Origin of the sequence: Paenibacillus sp. MCAF9, assembly GCF_052114265.1 — a bacterium.
In the GTDB taxonomy this organism is placed as follows: Bacteria; Bacillota; Bacilli; order Paenibacillales; family Paenibacillaceae; genus Pristimantibacillus.
The window spans coordinates 164,702-185,333 of sequence record NZ_JBFREL010000003.1; the positions used below are offsets into that span (position 1 = coordinate 164,702).

Sequence of the window (20,632 nt, forward strand, 5' to 3'; positions counted from 1 at the left end):
CAGTTAGTTCTGCATAACATTTGGTTTGATATGGATATCTTCACGGTATTCCTTTGGCGACATACCGGTTTCATTGCGAAACACACGGTTAAAATGGCGGATATTCGTGAAGCCCGTATGTTCAGCTATCGTCGCAATTTTATTATCGGTTTGAACCATTTGCCGCTTCGCTTCAAAGATTCGAATCTCAGTAAGCCGCTCAACGAAGGATTTCCCGGTTTGCTTCTTGAACAAGGTGCTGAAATATGCTGCATTTAAATAGACGGAATCGGCTACCTCTTTAAGCGTCAGCGCCTTGGAATAATGCTGCTCAATATATCGAATCGATTTTTCAATGGGATCATGCTCAGGCTGCGCCGTACTCTCAGCGATACATATAGCTAAACGAACGAGCAGCTGTGAGCATGCTTCCATAAGCTCTTCTCTGGAAGAGATCGAGCAAATATCAAATAAAACGGTTTTCATATCCTTCATGCCCAGCCACTGCTTCGTTAGCCGCAGCCGCCCTGCTGCTTCATAATAATGTATGAGCAATTTGCATAGCTGCTGATGCACGGTTTCCGGCGTTTTGGCATTAAGGCAAAGCTCACTAACGAAAGCATGGGCTGCCGCCGCGACCTGATCCAGCTTCCCCTCATTCATGGCCAGATCCAGCTTCTCCCACGACCATGTTTTCAGCTCGCCTTTGAAACGGTCATCCGTGCCTAAATCACTGTAGACCAACACTTTATCTCCGCCAACGATGAGCCTGTGAAGCAAAGCAATTTCCGCTTCGTTGTACGCATCGGATATCGATTTAAAGCCTTTTGCCACCTGGCCTATGCCTATCGTGACCGTCATATTCGACAAGCTTGTAATTTGTCTGCGAATCGTCTCGCCTATTTCCCGCACGGCAGCCATCGCTTGGTCGCTGTCCTCAATATTTAACAGCGCCGCTACTTCTGTCTCCGACATGATGAAACAAAAGCCATTTGTTCTCCTGCTCAGCACTTCTTGCACGAGCTGTTGAATATATAGTTGAAACAAAGAAGGATCAGCTTGATTATACCGCTCACTGCCGATTGAATTTTTGTCTAATTTCACAACCATGCAGGTGAAGAAAGGTTGATGAAAGTCAATCCCAATGGTCCGAAGCAGCTCCAAATCCGCTTCATTCACGCTGCCCTTCAGAAGGCCGGTTAACAGATGTTCACTGACATGCTGCCTAATCCGGTGCTCATCACGATGGGGGTTGCTGACGGGAACCGCTTGGCTAAGCTGCACTTTCTCTTTAAGCATTTGAAGCACCTTATCCAGTTCTTCGCGCTCAATCGGCTTCATCATATAATCCTTCGCGCCTTGCCTCATCGATTGTTGAATATAGACAAAATCATCAAACCCGCTGATAACGACGCATAACACATGCGGAAAACGCTCCTTCATCATCTGCTGCAATTGAATGCCATCCATGCGAGGCATCCGAATGTCCGTCAGAATAGCTTCTGGCTCAAGCTCCTCCACCAGCTGCAATGCTTCATAACCATCCCGCGCTTCACCAACGACCTCCCATTCCGGGTCGAGTTCTATTATCATTTTGCGCAAGCCCTTTCGAAATATCGATTCATCATCTACAATAACGATTCTAGGCATGAGCATCCCCTTTCATTTGATCAGGCTTCTCAAATACAGCAGGAAAAGTCATCGTTACTTTCAAGCCTTGATATGGCATGCTCTCCAGCATTAAACCATACGATTCACCATAATGAAGAACAATTCTGCGATGGACATTTAATAATCCATTGCCGGAGCTGCCTCCTAAATCCTTCGAATGCTGCAGCCGACGGCGAATATCCGCAACCTGCTCCTCCGTCATTCCAATGCCATCGTCTTCAATGACAATACGCAGCACGTTTTCTTCTATTTTGCAGGTTAATGTAATTCGCCCGTTGCCCACACCCTGATCGATGCCGTGGTTAATGGCGTTCTCGACAATCGGTTGAATAATTAAGGGAATGACCATACAGGTCAAAGAAGCTTCTTCTCGGTCTAATCGAAAATCGATCCGATCCTCATAGCGCATTTTTTGAATCGTCATGTAACCCAAGACATGTCCCAGCTCATCCTCAAGGTTGACATGTTCTTTCTGGCTGCTCAAGCTGTAACGCAGCAGCCTGCTTAAATTGTTCGTCATTTTGACAACCTCTTGATTGCCGTCGACTTCTGCATACATACTGATCGATCCAAGCGTATTATACAAAAAATGCGGATTGATTTTGCTTTGCAAAGCCGCAATCTGCGCATCCTTCTCGCGAATCTCTGTCTCATAAAGCAAGTAACCAAGCTCGCTTAGCTTGGATACCATCGTATTGAACGCTTTGCCCAAATGGCCAACTTCATCCCATTGCTTGACGGGAAAGGATACGAGAAGATCGCCGCGTTCCACCTTTCGCATGAGCCTAATTAAACCTCGCAGCGGCTCAGTTATTCGAAACGCAAGGAATACCGACATAAGCATAGCAAGACCCATACAAATGACACCAAACAGAATAATCGAATTCCGCATAATTAAACTGTCCTTCATCAGCTCCGACACCGGAACAACTCCAACTGTCATCCAATTGGTGATCGATGACGTCACGTAAGAAACGAGCTGCCGCTCTCCGTTAAGTGCAGCGTGTGTAACCCCTTCCGGCGCTTTATCCTTATAAAGGCCTCCCAAAGCCTCTTGCGGCATCGTTCGATTTTTACCAACAACGACTCCGCCTTCTTGATCCATAATATATAAAGCTTCCTTCGTTCCGAGCGTAACCTGCGATATCATCTTATGAATGACCGTTGGATCTACATCAATAACGATATATCCAAGCTTTTTTCCGCTATCAAAGCTGCGCAGCTCCCTTGCAATAGAGAACACGGGGTATACCGTTCCGCTGGTAGACTGAATATTATGGGTTGTAATAAAAATGGATTGTCCGTTGCCGCCCTTCTCGTTTTGGAGCCACTGCGCATTCTCATCTAGTCGATACGTCGTGACATATTGGCTTTCCGGCAGTACAACGTAGGATGCGCCGCTTTCCCCAAATAACGAGACGCCCACAATATCGATGCGGCCGTTCAGAAATACTTGGGAGACAAAGCTGTTTAATTGCTTGATCTCTTCCAGTGTCAAAGCCTGACCCTGCTCACGCTTGCTCTCTAGAAAAGCTGTAATTTGCTCATATTGATAGGGCATAAGCGTCAAACGATCTAATTCTGCCATATAAGTATCCAGATTTAGCGTCAGCTGCTTCATCGTCTGCAGTTGATAGTCGCCGACCTTCTGCTCAAGCGTCGAAGCAAACCGAGTGAAGGCGAAATACCCCATAACGCTGAGTGGAAGCACGATGAGTATAAAGTTTATGAGTATGAGCTTTCGTGCCAGCTCCTGATTTTTGAACCACCCAATCACCGCGAGTACCCGCTTCATAGCTATCTCCTTACTTCCTCAGCTCGATGTTCACCCTTTTCACGGCTGCTTGCAGCGTTTCCTCAGGCGTTTGCTCCGAATAATTCATTTTTTCAAATTCTTGAATTAAAATTTCAACGATCGACCATTGCCGGACATGGCGCGGCCAATAAGCTACATAGTTTGCGGAAGCTGCATAAGAGCTTCTGTAATTCAAGCTGTTAAACGGTTCGCTGGCAACGACCTTTGTCATGCTTGGCACATGGCCCGCTTCCGCCCACATCGCACCGTTTTCTACACACCATTTGACAAAAGTAAGCGCCGCTCGCTTCTTCTCATCCGTCATCCCATGCTTGGTTGGTATGGCAATGGTGTGCGAATCTCCCCATACCGCAGCGCGGTCGAACAACGCAGGCATTGGAATTACGCCAAAGTCCAAATTTTTTGCTTTCTCAAAAGCACCCGTTCCCCACATCCCTGTAATTAGCACCGCAGCTTTTCCATCATAAAAAAGCTTGAATGCATCATTAATATCAGGCGGAATAAGCTCTTTTTTGTACAAATCATTCATATAGCTTAGCGCTTGCAGCGCTTGCGGATTGTTGAATACAGCAGCACTTGCATCCTCATTATAGAAGCTGCCCCCGCCGTCTATTTGGTTATAAAGACTCCACCAAAGCCATACGGAATCAATCCGAGTACTCGGCTGAGCCATCGGCGCAATGTCGGCTGGTATCGAAGACTTAAGCTTCTGCAGGAAAGCTTCGAATCCCGCAGCTCCTGCTCCGATCAATGGCTTATCCGCCTCATCAATTAGACCTGCTTTACGCAAATAGGTTTTATTGTAAAACATAACAAGCGCATGCGTATCAAGCGGCACGGCATAAGGGATTCCGTCATACATAGTAGAATCGAGAATATTGCGATTAAAGCCCGACCAGTCCAGCCCGATCTGCTTAGCAGGCTCTGTCAGATTCTCGATATAGCCGTTTTGAACGAACTGCGGCAAACTTGTCTGATGCAAAATCGCAAGCTCCGGCGCATTGCCAGACATTATCGCCGTTTTTAGCCTCGTGTAATAGTCATCCAATCGAGAGTTTACTTGCACAACGTTAATCGTCGGATTCTCTTCATTAAATCGCGTAACCATTTCCGTCATAAACTGATTGTCGCCGCCGCTAAACGGCGTCCAGTACTCAAGCCTTATAGCCTCAGGCTTCGTCTCTTCTTTCTGCTGATTTGCTTCTTGCTCGGAGGCGCAGCTTGTCAAGGCAATGACCAGAAGACCAATTAGTGTATAGGAGACCCACGGCGCGCTCCTTTTTTTTATATTCATGTCTAGCGCCTCCGTTGCCTGAGTTGTTAGTTAGTTTCTATCGGATACAACATCGATATAATCGATTTCAAGCGGCCCGGTCGCATTTCCAAATTGCAAAGCATTGTCATCTATTTTCAGCTTTACGCTTACGGTTATCTGCTGCACTGCATCTGCCTCGCTTGCGGGAATGCTTATCTTTTGTACTCGTCCGCCATTAACCTTCAGCTCCAGCATCTGATTGCTTCCTGTTCGATTAGCCACACTTAAATGTAAAGCATATTTCCCATTCATCGGAACTCTAACATGATCCAATCGAATCGCGTCCTTATCACCCTCTGCCAATTGAACAGAACGGCCATTCGATTTTGTCGAGCTTTCAATAAGCTCACTGTATGATGAGAACTGCGCGTACTCCGCTTCAAAACGTGGAATTTCAATCGCCGAGATCAGATTAGCTGCCTGGTTTCCTATAAAAGATAGCTTGTTTTGCCCTTCGTTCAGCGCAATTGAAGCATATACATATCCCACTTCATTTGGCTTAGTAGGTGGAAGTATAATTTCTGCACCAGCCGCATCATTTACATTGACCTGAATACGCTGCTCTGTTGCCGCATCGTTTGTGTAATGGACTAATAATGGGGCATCCGTATCAAGTGATGAGGATATCCCGCTGAAAACTAAGTTGTCTTTATCAGCAGCTGCTGCATGCTCAGCACGGATTAATCCTGTGCCCGCCGGTACTTCAATTGGTGTTGCAAGCGATAATGGAGAACCAAAGACAGGCAAACCATCCTTCTGCCATTCAATCCGCTGGGCACGCGCCTTTCGATTATTCCAGCCGTCCCCTTGACCGCTTGTCGCATGATAGACGATCCAATCCTCGGTTCCGTCTGGCGAGGCAACAAACGTATTGTGACCAGGACCGTAAACCTCAGCATCTCCATCCATTTGCATAAGCGGCTGCTCAGCTTTTGTCCATTTCGCCGGATCAAGCGGATCTGCTCCCAGCTCTAATGACAATAAGCCTATGCTATAGAACGGTGTCCAGCTTCCCGCACCAGAATAGGCAATCCATACACGGCCGTCTTTTTTCAAAATCGCTTGGCCCTCATTAATGAACGGAGGTCCGCCTGCTCTCTCCCACTCCAAATCCGGCTCGCTAAGCAATACTCGCGGTCCGCTAATCGTGTATGGATTGCTCATCGGTGCAATGTACGTATTTTGTTGTACATTTAAATCGCCTTCCCAGCCCGACCATACAAAATACAGCTGCCCCTCATGCTCAAGCGCTAGGCCGTCAATAGCCCATTTGTTTGTCGCATCCGTCACTTGACCTTTAAACGCATAGCTGCCCATCGGATCGCTGGTCTCCGCTTCGAGCGCATACATGCGATGGTTTTCATTTTCACCGTTATCTGCTGCAAAATAGATATAAAACTTTCCTTGAAGATATTGAATTTCCGGCGCCCACAAATTTGCCGAATACATCGTATCCACAGGCGGGTACCATACCACCTTCCGCTCTGCTTGATTGAAGTCGAGCGATCTTGATTTCATAAGCATAATATCCGTTCCGTTATGCGTAAACGTCATATAATAAAATCCATTGACGTAAATGATGCTCGGATCTGGTGTGTCCATAGATGCTAACGTATTTTTGAACGTTCCACCATGCCCATTATAAGCTCCCGCAGCCGTAGTGTCATGATTCATTTTATTCACGATCCAAGCCCCCAAAATAATAATAATTACCGCAATCAAAGATGCGATCAGAGTTATACGCTTACGATTAAGTTTCATGCCATTCCCTCCGCTTACTCGCCAACATGGACAGAAAGAGACCTTATCGGTCTCTTCTCCTTGCCATATCGGTGTAATCATTGATTATTTCACTGCCGATTGTGTAATGGCTCTCACAAAGGAACGCTGTCCAAGAATGAACACAATAACGACTGGCAGCGTTGCGACTGTCGTCATCGCCATAAGCTTGCCGTAGCTTTGGGTATAGCTTCCTGTTGCCATCATCGCTATACCCGCCGTGATCGTGCGCATCTCTGGTGATGTTGTCGCATAAAGCGGCCATACAAAATCGTTATAAATCCCCATAAAAGTGAAGATGGCTAATGTCACCATAATAGAAACGGCGGATGGCAATAAAATACGAGCATAAATTTGCCACTTGTTCGCTCCGTCAATACGCGCCGCTTCTTCGATTTCCTTTGGAAAGGAGGCGAAAAACTGATAGAGCAAAAAAACCCCAAACGCCCCCGCAGTTGCCGGTAAAATCAGTGCGGGATACGTATTGATTAAATTGAGGGCATTAAATTCCAAATACATGGGCAGAAACGTGAGCACGCCAGGAATCATAAGTGAAGCGATAAATAAGGAAAGCATAATTCTGCGAAGCGGCAAATCGTTTAATCTCGCCAATGCGTAAGCCGCCATAGAATCGATAATGAGTACGAGAATGGTGCCAATGAGCCCAACCGACAAGGAGTTAACAATCCAGCGCGTAATAGGTACGTTCATTAGTTCACCGGTCAAGCCTTGTACGAAGTTATCGATCGTTGGTTTTATCGGAAAAAAGTTCATTTTCCCAGACAATGCTTCGAAATCATTTTTAAACGATGTTGAAATCATCCAAACGAGCGGGAGTAGGAAAAATACCGCAATGATTATGGCAAGCACGATAAGCCACAACTTTTTTGTCTTTACCATTTAAACCTCTCCCTTTCTGCCGCTCGTCAGCTTGAACTGTACGATGGATATAATAATAATGAGCAGTGCCATAACGATTGCCATCGCTGAAGCTGAACCTACTTCTTTGCGTAAAAAGGCTTGATCCAGCACATTGATGAGCAGCACCTTCGTTGTATCGCCGGGTCCGCCGCGTGTCAATAAATAAGGCTGCGCATAAATATTAAAGGAAGCAATCGTCGATGTTATCATAATGAACAGCATAACCGGACGAATCGACGGTAGCGTTATTTTCGTAAATTTATTCCATGCGTTTGCCCCATCAATCGAAGCAGCTTCATAGAAATCCTCTGGCACTTCATTTAGTGCATTTATAAAAATAATCATATTGAAGCCAATTGTCCACCAAAGCGTCGTCACAATAAGTGAAATCCACGCCCATGGCGTATCCGTTAGCCAAGGAATGCTGTTGATGCCAAGCTTCGCAAGCATACTATTAAGAAAACCGGCATTCGTATCGAACATCATCAGCCAAATGACCGCCATAACGGAAGCTGACAACGCGTACGGAAGAAAATAAAAGGTACGAAACAAACCGCGTATTTTGGCAGGCAGCGCATTAACAAGCATCGCTAATGACAACCCAACAATGATTAAGAGTGGAACCGAAAATAAGACAAATTGAGCGGTTACCCACAACCCTCTAAAGAAAATATCATTGAGATATGTGCCTGGCGTGAAAATTTTGATGTAGTTGGCAAGTCCAACAAATTCATGTTCCTTCGATAGCAGCTCGAAATTTTGAAGGCTGATATATACGCCGTACAGAATCGGGAACAGCAAAAAAATACTGAACGCTGCTAAGTATGGCAGTACGAATAAAAAAGAAGTGAATCGTGACGCAAATGTCGTTTTCAATCGGAGTCCCCCTGACGCTTTCCATATTTTCTAGCACAAGCAATCGCAGCTTTAGAAGATGGGAACGGACTCTGCAATTCCCATCCTCCTCGCTGCTTACGAATATTTATTTTTTCATTGCTTGCTTCGATTTGGCTGCCGCATCATCAAGAGCCTTTTGTGCATCTTTTTTGCCAAGCAATGCATTGTTCAGCTCGCCCCAGATTGGCTCAGAGATCGTGCCCCAGTTCAATACATTTGGCGCAAATTGTACATAAGAAAATGCCGATGCTACATTGTTTTGGAACGTTAGCGCTTTAAACGCATCACTCTCAAGCATTGGTTTCGATGCCAGCGCTTGACCGGATTCCGCCCAGTCCATGGAATTAGTAGATACGTATTTCAAGAAATCGCCGATACCTGCTGTTTTGGCTGCATCCGTTACGCTTTTTGGAATAACGAAGCCATGGGAGCCTGCGAATACCGCTTGCTTCGCTTTACCGATTTGTGGAACAGGGGCAACGCCATAATTTAATCCTGCTTCATCAAATTGTGATTTCATCCACGGGCCGTTGAATTGGATCGCATTTTTTCCTTGCAGGAACAATGTGTTTTCGCCGTCTTGTTGAACATTCCCAGGCGAAACGCCGTTATCCACCATGCCGCGCAGCCACTGAACCATTTCAACCGCTTCTGGAGAGTTGTAGGCTACGTCTGTTCCGTTCCAAAGCTCGCCGCCATTTTGCCATACTAGTGTAGGGAAAATGAACTGCTGCGGCCATAAGGTTGGAACAACATAACCGTAAACACCTTTCTCTTTGTCCGTCAGCTTCTGAACCGCATCATCAAACTCTGTACGGTTCGTTGGAGCCGCAGAAATGCCCGCTTTATCGAACAAATCTTTGTTGTAATACATCACAAGCGGATGGATATCAAGCGGAATGGAATACCACTTGCCATCGAGCGTCGAATACGTCGTTGCTGCATCTGCAAAGTCCGCTTTATTGATGCCTGCACCCGCTGCAATCTCATCGATCGGCTGCAATTGATCTTTGCTGGCGTAAGTTGGTACTTGGTCAACGTGCATAATCATCATGTCCGGGCTTTCTTTGCCTGTGCTTAGCGCTACGTCCAATTGCTTGTAATATTCGCCGTTTGGCTGAATAACGAAATTCACTTTATATTGATCTTGCGAGCCGTTATATTTGTCTACGATTTTTTTCATGAACGGGCCATCCGAACCAGAGAATGGTGACCAGAACAAAATTTCTGTCTTTTTGCCGCTGCCGGCGCTTTTACCGCCGTCTGCTGGCTTCTCTCCGCCATCCTTGTTGCCGCTGCAGCCAGCTGCAACCAGCGCAATGATCGTGACCATCAGAAGCAGCATTGAAAACTTATTGCGTGCTTTACTCATTTTTTTGTCCCCCTAAAAATGATATTGGATAGACTTGGTGTCTTCCGTGGTTTCATCATAAGCGGAGGGGCAAAGCAAACATATGCCGCATTTATAGATGATATGGACATATTTTTGGATAGCTCTAGTTACCGAATGTGTGTACAACGCAAAAAAAGCCAACCAGTAAGCTCTGGTTGACCTAATAATAGGAAGGGACTTAGGAAGAACGATGATGTCCTCCCCTTATTATACTTATAGCTTACGAACCTAGTAGGCCTTATTTAAAGCATTCTTAATGGGTACCGCCGCAGGCGGATTCGAAGACAGACAGCTATTGCGTCGTTGTCTGCTGCTCCTGCTGCCTTGGCTGTCTGCCGCCGCCAGCGCCTCCGCCAAAACCACCGAAACCTCCCGTGCGAACAGTAATGGATTCTGCAATCTGCGTATCGTCAGTTAGCATAATAGACAAAATATCATCGGCTTTTAGATCTGCCAGCGCTATTTCTTTCTCGACCATTTGTTCATTCTCAAAGGTGACTGTCATGATTTTGGTCGTATCTGTCACCTGAATGTCCACCGTCTCCTCTGAGAACATAGCGTCCATATTCATCCTGCCGCCGCCCTCAGGAGCCGTTCCATCACCAGCGGGTGGTTGCGGAGCCTCACCTTCTGCTGGCATTTCAGCGCCTTCTGGAGGCAGCTGCCCCTCGCCGGCTCCAGGCATATTGCCCGTTCCATCCCCTTGCGGCGGACCGCCTTGTCCCATAGCCGATTTGTAGAGGGTAATCGTTTGGCCATCCACCGATTTCACTTTACCCATCAAATCCGCTTGAGCCCCCATCTGCCCCATGCCCGCTCTGGCTCCATTCCGCTGTACTTTGCCCTGAGCATCCACTTGCTGATCGGATGAAACCTGTTCGTCCTGAGCTCCGCAGCCTGCCAAAGCAGCAGCGATAACTACAGCGCTAAGCATCACTTTCCATTTGTTCATATCGTTCATCTCCTACGAATATGTAATGAATAGCTTCTATTCATAACATTCTAGCATTCGATTATGAACATGAGATGAACGGAAACTGAAGCGAAAATTAACCTTTTTGAGCAAGCGGATTCCGCTTCCAATTGCCTGATATAAATAGAAACGTACCGATCCATCCGCATATAGAAGCAATAACCAGCAGCAATGACAAAGATACACTATGCGAAAGCGATGTGCTTAAAGTCGGCCCAATCGTTCCTCGCACGCCAAAAAGCATCAAATGCAGCCCGAAAACCATTGCTTCCCGGCCAGGCGCCAGTCGGAAGACAAATGCCAATATGCCGATATCCCAAATCGCTTCCCCGATTCCTTGTATCGCATTGCCGGTTATGACCGCGGCATAACTGCCCCAAAGCCCATATAACATCGGCACTATAGCGTAAGCTGCAATGCCGCATAACAGCGTATATTTAATATCGATGCGATCGATCATCCAGCCCGCTATCCAGAACGTAAGCAGCAGCGCTGTAAAATAAGCGACACGAGCATAACCAATTTGCAAATTGGAAAGCTGAAGCACATCTACCTGTATAATTTGATACAACGGATTTGCAAACATATTGCCAAACCCGGTAAGTGTAGTCGCCGCTAAAAAAACAGCTAGCGTTCGATTTTCTTTAATGAGCTTCCACTGCTCCTGAAGCGGGAACCGGCTCGTTTTTTTCAGAGAAGCAGGTTTATCAGGAGCCTTCTGTACAGGCAGCTTCAGTGTATTAAATAGACTTATAGAGAGAAAACCCGCAATGGAAGCTGCAATGAGTGGACCTGACGGCCCAAAGGCATCCGACCAGCTGCCAACAAAGTAAGCAAGCGGGATCATAATAATCCCCATTGCCACCCGCACATACCCCATTAGTCTTCCACGCAAATCAGAAGGATACATACGCGATACTAATGCCGCATACGCAGGAGCCTGCACTCCCATTAACAGCTGAAATACAAGCGCAGCCACTACATACAAGGATGGATAAGCGAAAAAAGCCGGCAACAGCAGCAGCAATCTGCCGATGGCATTAGGAATGACGACGAACGGTTTGGGGTTGTTCGCTTTCTCAATCCAAGACGCCCAAAATGGCGAAAACAATAAACCAACGGCAGGTGCTGCTGACAATAATCCAACTTGAAAATTGCTTGCTCCTTGTTGAATCGCGAAAGCTACATAGAACTGGTTCATGACGACATTAAATAAGCTGAAAAGACAGGATGCACCTAAATCGATGCGGGCATTTCTCCATACATTTGCAGTCATTGGCATACCGAACTTCATGATTCGCGAACTTTCCTTGGCCTCGGATTCCATTTGGGCAGCTACCTTCTTCTCTAGGTTGATGATATACGCACGGAGGACCCCTTGCGCTGCAAAGGATCCTCTCTCAAGCACTTCATTCGATTGGATATTACTACACTCCTCACTTTTTGTACAGCATTAGTTGCTCAAAAAAGCATACGCTTCCAAAAGGCATTGATGCGTTCGGTTCTTTCTAATATTCCAGTAGTATGATAGACTTTTTCTCAAAGGTTCACAGTCATTTTCATATCATTGGAGGGTATTACGTGAGTATTGCAGTAGGAATTGATATTGGTGGAACAAAAATAGCATTTGGCTTCGTAGACGAGCAAGGAAACGTTATTGCGAAAGGTTCATTAAAAACTAATCTGCAGATCACGCCCGCAGACATGCTTGCGCAGGTTGCAGACGCGGTAAAGCAGCTGGCAGAGAAAAATGGGCTAGCGCTAGAGACGCTTAAAGGAGTCGGCGTAGGTGCACCCGGACCGCTTAATACGATAAAGGGTGAGCTGACTTGCCCTCCAAACTTAAAAAGCTGGTGGGGCTTCCCTGTTGTTGAGGCATTGCAAGCCCATCTGCCGCTTCCGATTAAGATGGAGAATGATGCCACCGCTGCTGCCCTTGCCGAGAAATGGGTCGGCGCTGCACAGGATTCCGAGCATTTCATCTTTATTACAATAAGCACAGGCATTGGCGCCGGCATCTTTATGCATGGCAAGCTGCTTACTGGATCAACAGGAAATGCCGGCGATGCTGGCTTTATGATTATGGATCAAGCCGGTACGCCATGGGAAGTTGTCGCTTCCGGTACAGCCGTTGCCCGTCAAGCGACGGAGCTGCTCGGCCGAGACGTTTCTTCCAAAGAAGCATTTGAGCTGGCTGCACAAGGCGACCCCCAAATGTCCGAGCTGGTTAACCGTGTATTCAAAACAATCGGCATGGGCTGCGTATCGCTAATCAATATTCTTGATCCGAACAAAATCGTTATCGGCGGCGGCGTCTCACAAGTAGGCGAACCACTTTTTGCAGCGGTTAGAGACTATGTATCCAAAAACGCGCTTAACCCATCAGGCAGGGAAACGGCTATCGTACCCGCGAAGCTTCAGCAGGACGCTGGACTAATCGGCGCTGCCGCATTAATTCAACAAGCTTACTAAGCAGTTGAAAATATAATATAGAAGGAGCTGCTGTTCGAGGCTATAAGCCTTGTACAGCAGCTCCTGTTTTGCGTGATGAATAAATAGAGTTATATTGGAACAGTTGGTTACTCCGTTACCTATTTTCATTTAAATAGTTTACAGCCTAATTGTGATGGATGTTTAGTCCATACCGCTGTTCGATAGCGTCATATCATACCCTATACAGTTTATTATTTAGGGAGGTATGAATGAGCTTGGGAAATCCACTCGCAACAAAGAAGAAAACAATTCGTATTTGCCCAATGAAAAGAAAGAAAAAGCACAAAAAGATCATTAATTTCAAGAAAAGGCGGCCTCATGCTGCCTGTCAACATGGCTCCCAAGGATTTCGAGGACCGCAAGGTTCGCAGGGGTCTTCAGGACATCAAGGTACACAAGGTCTTCAAGGGCTTCAAGGTGCTCAAGGACTCCAGGGACCTCAAGGTCTTCAAGGGCTTCAAGGACCTCAAGGTCCTCAAGGGCCCCAAGGCGAATCGGGAACTATTATCGTCCCTTCTATTCTCATTTTACCAGCTGCCCAAAGATTTTTTTATAAGATGACCTCAGATGCCGAATCCCCATTCACTATTCCAGCAGATGATTTTACAAACGATGAAGGAACATTCATAACTGCTTTTGTAGGCAATGGTCCAAATAGCTATAGCAATCTCTATATTAATGGGATACTGCAAGCAACCGGTTTGTATATCATTAATGAACATAATTTGAACATTAGTCTCGATAATCAAACTATTTATTCGGGTACACCAGTCATTCTCGAAACCGTTACATTCTCGGCTATCGTTGTTCCTTAGTTCAATCTATTAAACTCCGCGATTCAGACCTTCCCTTTTTCGAATACTAGCATAAGTTAGTAGAGAGAAGAGAGGTGATATACATGCCAATCACAAAACCATTCATGGCTGCCAGAAGATTTAGTGCCACAGCAGGGGACGGAACTGGAGTCGGTGCTGCGTATAATATTCTTGCAACAGCAACTACGAATGACGCCGGTACAGCTGCAACAGCATTTCCAACTGCTCCCGCTTACTACAATCTTTATATTAATGCACAGATTCAAACTGCAGACACATCAACGGTTACGACTACTGCTATTACCATACCAGACGGTGATACACTCGATCCTTTGACTCCAATTGTACTCGAATTTGTTGTAAACTAACCTAATTTGTTGACTTGGTGCCGACAATCCTTTTTTTTATATTGTCGGCATTATTTTTAATTAGAGGTTATTAACTCCTTACATAGCTTCTAATCATAAACAAGGAGTTGAATATGAATGCCGATCATTTACCCTATCTCTCCCCCAATAGGTTCCGGATATATTTATAATATCAGCGCTCAAACTGTTCCGGTGGAGGCAGATATTATTTTTGATACAAGTGTTATTTTCACACCCGGTATTACGCATTCCCCTGGAACCAGTCAGATTGCCATTTCCACCACTGGAAAGTATGAAGTTACTTTTTCAGTACCGGGAGTAGAACCGAATCAATTCGCCCTATTCTCAAATGGAACGCTAGTTACAGGATCCATATATGGTTCAGGAGCTGGTACTCAGCAAAATAATGGGCAGTCTATCATGGCTCTAGCGGCTGGCAGTACTCTCACACTGCGAAATCATAGTTCAGCTGCTGCCGTTACGCTGCAAACTCTAATCGGTGGCACTCAAACAAATGTAAATGCTTCTGTTATAATCAAAAAATTAAGTTGATTTCTAATCCACAACCTCACGAGGATATGGATTTTTCTTTCCTGCATAATTAGTTAACTTTATAATTATTGCTAATTGCATCGAATGTTTATTGCATTTTCCTATAACGCTTATTCCCTTTATATATTAGACCAATAGAATATTTGGCTATATGATAGATTGAATCATACAAATGGTTTCCATATTACGCAGTTATTGAGGAGAAAATAAATCAGTAACACAGGGGAGGTTAACCGCATGTCGATTTATGATTTTCAAGCGCTCTCCATTTTCGGAGAAACAGTAAAGCTGTCATCCTACCGTGGAAAAGTTATCTTGATCGTCAACACGGCAAGCAAATGCAGTTTTTCACGTCAATTCAATGATCTGCAGGTGTTATACGAAAAATATCAGGAACAAGGATTCGAAATTCTCGCTTTTCCTTGCAACCAATTCAACGAGAAAGAGCCAGGCAGCAATTCGGAAGTGAAGCAATTTTGCGAGGTCAACTACAAAGTTACGTTCCCGCTATTTGAGAAAACGAATGTGAGAGGAGCATCAGCTCTTCCATTATTTCAATATCTGACGCAGCAAGCTCCGTTCCAAGGCTTCGACTCAGAGACTGCGAGCGGACAATGGATGCAGCACTTCCTGCAGGAGAAATACCCAGAAATATATGCTGGGGACGGGATCAAGTGGAATTTTTCCAAGTTTTTAATTAATCGCGGCGGATTTGTTCAAGAAAGATTCGAATCGACGATAGAGCCCATCGCTATTGAGCCTGCCATCATATCACTTCTATGTACCTAAGGAGTAAGCCAGTGAGAACATATTCGAGTAGTCTAGGAGGGTAAACGGATGGGAATAGAATGGTACGATCGAATTGCAAGAAAAAATGGCGGATATCGAAGCAATGCGGTATTTACGATCGAAGGTGTGTCAGCTGAGCAATTATTTGAAGAAAGATTAGTTGAAATGCTGCCTGCATTTGATACGGTACTTGATGCGGGTTGCGGACACGGAGATTTTACACTAAAGATGTCACGTCATGCTAAGTCGATTGTTGGATTTGATAATTCAATGGAAATGATTAAGATTGCCAACTCCATGAAAGATGAGAGCCAAGCTGTTTTCTATTTTCCAGACACAAATGAATTTGCTAAGTTTCTCACAGGCATTCCCGGGAATCCTGACTATACTGATCCTTCATTAAGCAAGGATTTCGACGCCAAAGTTGAAGAGAATCAAATCAATGGAAAACTAGGCGTAAAAGAATACAAGTATATTTGGAAAGCTAACAAACCTTAAATTACTATCGAAGCGGGAGTCAAACATCTCTGGCTCCTGCTTCTTTTCAATCATGATTTAACACGGAGACCGTTCAAATACGTTTGGATGACAATTTTTAAGCTTTCGTCGATAGCCTGCGGCATGCCAAATCCACCCTTTTGTTCAATCGAAGCGAATCCGTGCAGCAAGCTGCGCAATCCCCGTACACTGTGAATGGCCTTCTCATACCCAAGTTCATAATAGCTTAGCGTCTTAACGAGCAAATCCACAAGCTGCTCTCCAATTGCTACGTATTCTGCTTCATCCGAATCTGGCGAGCGCAACGTCAGCTCATACACGCCTGGATGTTTTCTGGCAAAAGAAATGTAGGCAGAAGCAATAGCATGAACCGCTTCATCGCTTTCTTTATTTTGTAACGATTCATTTATCGCTGCAAGCAGCTTCTGTAAACCGTAGATAGCCAGCTGTATGCGCAAAGCGTTTAATCCATCCACATGGTTATATAATGAAGGAGAACGCACTCCAAGCTTCTTGGCGAGCGTCGCCAGCGTAACCTCTTCGATGCCTAGCTCATCTGCTATGGCAGCTGCTTCCTCTACGATAGTCGCCAAATCAAGCCCTCTTCTAGGTGACATAGAATCCCCCCTCTCCTATTTATTTAACTAAAGAACGTTCCGCTGTGGCAATCGCCTTATCCAATAAACGTTTAGGCTGCAGCACCATGTTGCCATGGCCAGCAGCGAGCAACGATGGTTTCAAATCTCTTAACCTTCGAGCCGTCTCCAAGCTCGTTTGTTTATCCCAAGTAGCCATTGCTGGAAAAGGAAACAGCAGCTTTATCTGTCCTGATACTGCAACGCCTGCTCTAGTTTGAAAAGCATCCCCTACGATGAGAATATCATTCCTCGTATCTAGAAATGCCATCGAACCAGGCGTGTGTCCTGGTGCAGCTACCGCAAGCAAAGAGCCCACTCGATCACCATCCACCAGCAAAACATCAGGTTTTGTTCGAACGTTTTTAGGCAAACCGCCACGTATGGGCAAGCTGCTCTCATTAGGATCTAACGTATGATCACCGCTAAGCAGTCTTGCATCTCTCTTTGATATAAACACCTGTGCATTTGGAAGCCTTTCTTTCAGCCCGTCGAGCGAACCGATGTGATCCGCATGAGCATGAGTCAAAACTATACGGGTAATCGGCTTGCCTAGTTGCTCCGCTGCCCTCAGAATGGCATTGACGTTGTTTGGAAGTGCGGCATCCACCAACGTCAATCCTTCCGCCTCCTCTACCAAGTAACAATTTACTGGAAATACCTTAGGTAAATAGGTCAGCTGTACAACCGTTTTCTCGCGTGTCATTCGCATTTCAAATGGCCTCCTCAACAAAAACTAATGATATTAGTTTTATAATAAACTAATATCATTAGTTTTAGCAAGCCTATTTTTAATTTTTCTGTTCGCTTTGAAGAAAAGCTTCAATTTCTGCTTTAGTGGGAATCGATGCTTGGGCACCTTCCTTCGTAACGGCTAGTGCTGCTGCTCCTGCAGCAAAGATCAAAGCCTGTTCAGCCTGGCATCCATCAGCGCTTGCAGCGGCGAATGCACCGAAGAAAGTATCGCCCGCTGCCGTCGTATCAACAGGTTTTACTTTGAACGCAGGAACGGTAGCTGTGTCGCCTTGCTTATTTTGATAGAAACAGCCTTTCTCCCCTAATGTAATAATGACGTTTTTTGTTCCTTTGCCCATGACTACTTCTGCTGCCGCTTGCGCTGAGGAAACATCGTTTACCGTTAAGCCCGTAACAACAGCCGCCTCGGTTTCATTTATAATAAGAGTATCAATAAGCGGAAAAACATCCTCAGGAATAGCCCTTGCCGGGGCAGGGTTATAAAATACTTTACTGCCGCTGCTGCTAGCACTATTCATGACGGATAGCGTCGTCTCCCACGGTATTTCATTTTGAAGCAGCACGGCATAAATATCCGACCACTCTCCATAACCCGCTGCTGCATCCTTGTCTGTCAGTTGACCATTCGCACCCTCAGATAAAACAATATGGTTTTCGCCTTCACCATTCACAGTAATAATAGCGAAACCTGATGTTCCTTGCTTGCGTAATACTTGACTAGTGGAAATTCCATTATCTTGTAAAGATGTGATCAATGCCTGAGCAAAAGGATCCTCGCCAACTGCGCCGATCATCACACATTCCGCACCTGCGCGAGCCGCTGCAACCGCTTGATTTGCCCCTTTGCCGCCCGGAAAAAACGAGGTGGCTGCGCTTGATATTGTTTCACCCGGCAGCGGGAATTTTCCGACCTGACTAACGATATCCATATTTATGCTTCCAACAACGAGTATTTTTTTCATAGTTTGTTCATACCCTTCCCTAATTAACGATTCAGTTCATTCTTTTGACTGCATGTACCTATTTTAACAGAAGGAGTAGATCTTCACATGATTACCGCTTTTATTATCGGCTGCGAGATAGGATTTTGGTTATTTGTACTTATCGGCTTATTATGCCGCTATATTTTCCGTTTAAAAAAGCTTGGCGCTATATTTTTGATTGCAACACCTCTCATCGATTTGGCATTGGTTATCGCTACTATTTATGATCTCCGCGGCGGCGCAACAGCTACCTTCGCACATAGCTTGGCTGCTATATATATCGGGGTTTCCATCGCTTGGGGACATCGGATGATCAAATGGGCTGATGAAAGGTTCGCTCATCGCTTTGCCGGCGGACCTGCTCCTGCTCGCAAGCCGAAATATGGCAAAGATCATGCTCGCTACGAGCGAAATGGCTGGCTGCATCACTTGCTCGCATGGGTGATAGGCGCTGCCATCTTGTATGGCATGATTTTAATGGTCGGCGATGCGGTGCGAACGGAGGTTTTATTTAACACGCTTCGTTTATGGTCGATCATACTCGTCATTGATTTTGTCATCAGCTTTAGCTATAGCCTATGGCCACGCGCCAAAAAAGCAGAATCCAATTAGGATTCTGCTTTTCTTATACTAAATCATCGTGTGATTAGCTGCTCACGACGCGGTCCTACCGATACGCTTGCAACTTTTACGCCAATCGCTTCTTCCACAAACTGAACGTATTGCTGCGCTGCTTCAGGCAACTGCTCAAAAGTTGTAGCTTGTGAAATATCGCAGTTCCAGCCTGGCAAACGCTTAAGCACTGGCTTAGCGGAAGCAAGCGCTGCTGTCACTGGGAATGAATCCTTAATGATTTGTCCACCCAATTCATAACCTATGCATACTGGAATTTCATCTAAGTATCCTAGAACATCAAGATTGGTCAGCGCAACCTCCGTAGCCCCTTGCAGCATGCAGCCATAACGCGTAGCCACCGCATCAAACCACCCCATTCGGCGCGGGCGCCCTGTATTCACGCCAAATTCTCCTGCATCGCCTCCCAAACGGCGAAGCTCATCAGCTTCCGCACCTGTCAGCTCACTGACGAACGGTCCGGCTCCAACACAGCTGGAATACGCCTTAACTACCGCAATGATTCTCGTAATTGCATAGGGTGGAAGACCCGCGCCTACTGGCGCAAAGCCCGCCAGCGTAGACGATGATGTGGAGTAAGGATAGATGCCGTGATCCGGATCACGCAGCGCCCCAAGCTGTCCTTCCAGCAATATCGACTCTCCGGCTCGATACGCATCATTTAACAGCTTCGTTGTATCACAAACGAAAGGCCGCAGCTTCTCCGCTTGCTCGAGCAGCACGGTCAGAAGCTCCTCCGCTTTGATCGGCTTTCTATTGTACAACTGCTCAAGCAGTACATTCTTGGCTGCCAAAGATTGCTCTAAACGCTGCAGCAATCGCTGCTCATCATATAGATCCGCAACTTGTACGCCAAGCTTTGCATATTTATCTGAATAAAAAGGAGCAATGCCTCTTTTCGTCGATCCGAAGCCGTTTGAGCCAAGCCTTTCCTCCTCCAGCTCGTCAAATAAGCGGTGAATAGGCAGTACAACCTGTGCTCGTTCGGATATTCGAATTTGCGGCTCCGGTACTCCTCGTGCTATCAGCTCAGTCCTCTCCCGCAGCAGCACTTCAATATCAAGAGCTGTGCCTGGGCCAATGACGTTCGTAATCTCTGGATAAAAGACGCCAGACGGCAGCATATTCATCGCGAATTTACCGTAGCTGTTAATAATCGTATGCCCTGCATTGCTGCCTCCTTGATAACGTACAACAAATGAAGATTTGGCAGCTAACGCATCTGTCATTTTCCCCTTGCCTTCATCTCCCCAATTCGCTCCCACTATAGCGGTTACCGTCAATTCAATCGCCTCCTAATGTTGTTATTGCCCTTTAAGGTTTATTATAATGAATCATGTGACATTAAAATAATTGATATAACTAA

General features: G+C 45.8%; 20 protein-coding genes. 7 read left to right on the forward strand and 13 right to left on the reverse strand.

Translation table 11 applies throughout. From position 1 onward, the window contains the following. Positions 1–3 precede the first annotated feature (3 nt). The 9 genes from AB4Z45_RS06260 to AB4Z45_RS06300 all read right to left on the reverse strand — a co-directional run bounded on the left by AB4Z45_RS06260 (position 4) and on the right by AB4Z45_RS06300 (position 12,071). Positions 4–1,629: a response regulator gene (locus tag AB4Z45_RS06260; protein WP_441908353.1), complete on the reverse strand. Its 1,626-nt coding sequence runs from the start codon at positions 1,627–1,629 to the stop codon at positions 4–6. Beyond that, entirely contained in the window at positions 1,622–3,445 is a 1,824-nt protein-coding gene (locus tag AB4Z45_RS06265) for a cache domain-containing sensor histidine kinase (protein ID WP_441908354.1), read from the reverse strand. Before AB4Z45_RS06265 ends, AB4Z45_RS06260 begins: the two co-directional genes overlap by 8 nt. A gap of 10 nt (positions 3,446–3,455) precedes the next feature. Continuing rightward, the gene (locus AB4Z45_RS06270) at positions 3,456–4,760 is read right to left on the reverse strand and encodes an ABC transporter substrate-binding protein (protein WP_441908355.1); all 1,305 of its coding nucleotides are present in this window, start codon (positions 4,758–4,760) and stop codon (positions 3,456–3,458) included. Positions 4,761–4,790: 30 nt separating this feature from the next. Then, a complete protein-coding gene (locus AB4Z45_RS06275) occupies positions 4,791–6,542 on the reverse strand; it encodes a family 43 glycosylhydrolase (RefSeq protein WP_441908356.1) in 1,752 nt (583 codons plus the stop codon). Between the two features lie 84 nt (positions 6,543–6,626). Continuing rightward, positions 6,627–7,460, reverse strand: coding sequence for a carbohydrate ABC transporter permease (locus tag AB4Z45_RS06280; RefSeq protein ID WP_076267474.1), 834 nt, complete (start codon positions 7,458–7,460; stop codon positions 6,627–6,629). Then, positions 7,461–8,357, reverse strand: coding sequence for a carbohydrate ABC transporter permease (locus AB4Z45_RS06285; protein WP_076267473.1), 897 nt, complete (start codon positions 8,355–8,357; stop codon positions 7,461–7,463). It lies immediately after the preceding gene. 106 nt (positions 8,358–8,463) lie between these two features. After that, a complete protein-coding gene (locus AB4Z45_RS06290; RefSeq protein WP_441908357.1) occupies positions 8,464–9,750 on the reverse strand; it encodes an ABC transporter substrate-binding protein in 1,287 nt (428 codons plus the stop codon). 313 nt (positions 9,751–10,063) lie between these two features. Then, the gene (locus AB4Z45_RS06295; protein WP_441908358.1) at positions 10,064–10,723 is read right to left on the reverse strand and encodes a hypothetical protein; all 660 of its coding nucleotides are present in this window, start codon (positions 10,721–10,723) and stop codon (positions 10,064–10,066) included. Between the two features lie 97 nt (positions 10,724–10,820). Further along, positions 10,821–12,071, reverse strand: coding sequence for an MFS transporter (locus tag AB4Z45_RS06300; protein WP_441908359.1), 1,251 nt, complete (start codon positions 12,069–12,071; stop codon positions 10,821–10,823). A gap of 254 nt (positions 12,072–12,325) precedes the next feature. On the opposite strand from AB4Z45_RS06300, the gene AB4Z45_RS06305 reads away from it, so the two are divergent. The 6 genes from AB4Z45_RS06305 to AB4Z45_RS06330 all read left to right on the forward strand — a co-directional run bounded on the left by AB4Z45_RS06305 (position 12,326) and on the right by AB4Z45_RS06330 (position 16,259). Then, the gene (locus AB4Z45_RS06305; protein WP_441908360.1) at positions 12,326–13,216 is read left to right on the forward strand and encodes an ROK family protein; all 891 of its coding nucleotides are present in this window, start codon (positions 12,326–12,328) and stop codon (positions 13,214–13,216) included. A gap of 230 nt (positions 13,217–13,446) precedes the next feature. Beyond that, on the forward strand, positions 13,447–14,052 hold the full coding sequence (locus AB4Z45_RS06310) for a DUF4183 domain-containing protein (protein ID WP_441908361.1): 606 nt from the start codon (positions 13,447–13,449) through the stop codon (positions 14,050–14,052). 83 nt (positions 14,053–14,135) lie between these two features. After that, the gene (locus AB4Z45_RS06315; protein ID WP_441908362.1) at positions 14,136–14,420 is read left to right on the forward strand and encodes a DUF4183 domain-containing protein; all 285 of its coding nucleotides are present in this window, start codon (positions 14,136–14,138) and stop codon (positions 14,418–14,420) included. Positions 14,421–14,537: 117 nt separating this feature from the next. After that, positions 14,538–14,972, forward strand: a complete 435-nt coding sequence (locus tag AB4Z45_RS06320) for a BclA C-terminal domain-containing protein (RefSeq protein ID WP_441908363.1) — start codon at positions 14,538–14,540, stop codon at positions 14,970–14,972. A gap of 237 nt (positions 14,973–15,209) precedes the next feature. Continuing rightward, positions 15,210–15,761 (forward strand): glutathione peroxidase, encoded by a 552-nt coding sequence (locus AB4Z45_RS06325; RefSeq protein WP_441908364.1) that lies wholly within the window; start codon positions 15,210–15,212, stop codon positions 15,759–15,761. Positions 15,762–15,809: 48 nt separating this feature from the next. Beyond that, positions 15,810–16,259: a methyltransferase domain-containing protein gene (locus AB4Z45_RS06330; RefSeq protein ID WP_441908365.1), complete on the forward strand. Its 450-nt coding sequence runs from the start codon at positions 15,810–15,812 to the stop codon at positions 16,257–16,259. 50 nt (positions 16,260–16,309) lie between these two features. Here the strand turns inward: AB4Z45_RS06330 and AB4Z45_RS06335 are convergent, their stop codons facing one another. From AB4Z45_RS06335 to rbsK, 3 genes are all read right to left on the reverse strand, one after another. Beyond that, complete coding sequence (locus AB4Z45_RS06335) at positions 16,310–16,876, reverse strand: TetR/AcrR family transcriptional regulator (protein ID WP_441908366.1); 567 nt, start codon at positions 16,874–16,876, stop codon at positions 16,310–16,312. Positions 16,877–16,895: 19 nt separating this feature from the next. Beyond that, positions 16,896–17,606: an MBL fold metallo-hydrolase gene (locus tag AB4Z45_RS06340; RefSeq protein ID WP_441908367.1), complete on the reverse strand. Its 711-nt coding sequence runs from the start codon at positions 17,604–17,606 to the stop codon at positions 16,896–16,898. A 79-nt stretch (positions 17,607–17,685) separates the two neighbouring features. Further along, a complete protein-coding gene (gene rbsK, locus AB4Z45_RS06345; RefSeq protein WP_441908368.1) occupies positions 17,686–18,612 on the reverse strand; it encodes a ribokinase in 927 nt (308 codons plus the stop codon). Between the two features lie 87 nt (positions 18,613–18,699). Here rbsK and AB4Z45_RS06350 point away from each other — a divergent pair, with 87 nt between their 5' ends. Beyond that, complete coding sequence (locus AB4Z45_RS06350) at positions 18,700–19,245, forward strand: hypothetical protein (protein WP_441876492.1); 546 nt, start codon at positions 18,700–18,702, stop codon at positions 19,243–19,245. Positions 19,246–19,268: 23 nt separating this feature from the next. On the opposite strand, the gene AB4Z45_RS06355 is transcribed toward AB4Z45_RS06350, so the two are convergent. After that, entirely contained in the window at positions 19,269–20,549 is a 1,281-nt protein-coding gene (locus tag AB4Z45_RS06355; RefSeq protein ID WP_441908369.1) for an adenylosuccinate synthase, read from the reverse strand. Positions 20,550–20,632: the final 83 nt, after the last annotated feature.